2 protein-coding genes are annotated in these 1471 nt (G+C 31.6%); both read left to right on the top strand.

Annotation, left to right across the window (positions count from 1 at the left end):
• The first annotated feature begins 157 nt into the window (after positions 1–157).
• A complete protein-coding gene (locus tag H5072_RS19315; RefSeq protein ID WP_182694492.1) occupies positions 158–937 on the top strand; it encodes a hypothetical protein in 780 nt (259 codons plus the stop codon).
• Positions 938–956: 19 nt separating this feature from the next.
• A complete protein-coding gene (locus H5072_RS19310) occupies positions 957–1442 on the top strand; it encodes a hypothetical protein (protein ID WP_182694491.1) in 486 nt (161 codons plus the stop codon).
• Positions 1443–1471: the final 29 nt, after the last annotated feature.

Here is a 1471-nt window from a genome sequence, read left to right as displayed (position 1 = left end):
GCGACCACTTATTGCTTTTTTACACTAATTATGAATGTAAATAATATTAATAAAATCTATTACTGTAAATTTTGACGCAAATAAAAGAGTGCAGTATAGTACTGCTAAATTACTGGATGTAATATTTTATTTAATATTTACCTTAAAGGACTAAAACATGAAATTACCACTAATTTTATCTGCTTTTTTGTTATCTACCAACGTATTATCTGCCACCGAAACATCCAAAGTTTATTACAGTTATGACTCAGAGCGTGAAGCACAGCTATTCATTGTACCTAATGAAAAACAAGATACATACTATGTTAACTACCGAGGATTCGAGCATCACTTCGATGAGCAGACTTTATTATATAAAAGGTTCAAAAACGATATTGGAGAAGGCTATTACCTAAAACTAATTGGCATGCCTAATGTTAATTTTAGAAACGATAAAGACCAAACAATAATATCTGGCACTCTAGTTTCTTATTCAAATGTATATTTAGACGATGGTACTGTAACTAAAGTTATTTATCAGGGCTCTATAGACAAAGCTAAAGAAAGAAGAATTATTGAAAAATACAAAGAACGACAATTTGAAACCTTTAGCAAAATTGAAGCTAAAAAGTTGTATAAAAAACATTTAAAAAGCCTTAATGAAAAGTGTGGTACGCAAATTGTCCTTGATGTCGCTTGGTCTAACTTTGGCAAAAACAATTTTAAGACTACCCCATCTAAACTTTCAGCTTATTTACAATCATTAGAAAAAGTATGTTTAATTGACAATGATTATGCCTTAGCAGTAAAAGATATAAAAAGTGTTAAGGTTTTACCATCGAGCACTCCCGATACTCAAAGTGCAGAGTTAAATAAAAGCGAACTCACGATTCAATTAGGTAACCAGGTAGAGAATCTGCCTGAAGTTAGTTATGAAGCAATATATAATATTTTTTAAACACTAAAAGGAAGAAGTTATGAAACAAAAAATTTTAGCCGGACTTATTATTGCTGTTTTCAGCTCATCTGCTTATGCATCTATCAAAGACAAAAAAGCAATTAGAGCTGCAGATGCAAGTATTGCAGAAGAAGTTGCAAAAGTTAAAGCTTCTTGTGGAAACGCTAAATTAGATGTAATTGTTGATTGGGATGACTTTAAGAAAATGGCTGCTGCTAATGAAGCTAAGCTTGCTGATGATAGATACCAAAGCCAATGGATTATGTCTCATGCGGGTCAACGCACAGTAGCTGTTTTAGAGGCTGTTTCTGAAATATGTAAAGATGATGCTGATTATAAAGAAGAGTTAGCACTGTTGACAAAGGTTACTGTTTCAGCAAAACAAGATTTTAAAGATTCAAAGAGTGAGTTTTCACTTGATGATACTGTTTTAAAAGTTAAATCAGGTCATAAAATGACAAGACGAGCATCTGACTTTACTAAAAGTATCAAAGAATTATACTAATAGTTTAATATGACTATTGATATGGGCCA

Source organism: Pseudoalteromonas sp. SR45-5 (genome assembly GCF_014163565.1).
In the GTDB taxonomy this organism is placed as follows: domain Bacteria; phylum Pseudomonadota; class Gammaproteobacteria; order Enterobacterales; family Alteromonadaceae; genus Pseudoalteromonas; species Pseudoalteromonas distincta.
This window is presented reverse-complemented; position numbering and strand designations above follow the sequence as displayed.

Excerpts from the sequence above, each read along its gene's own strand:
- H5072_RS19315 (WP_182694492.1), top strand. The coding sequence starts at position 158 with ATGAAATTACCACTAATTTTATCTGCTTTTTTGTTATCTACCAACGTA.
- H5072_RS19310 (WP_182694491.1), top strand. The coding sequence starts at position 957 with ATGAAACAAAAAATTTTAGCCGGACTTATTATTGCTGTTTTCAGCTCA.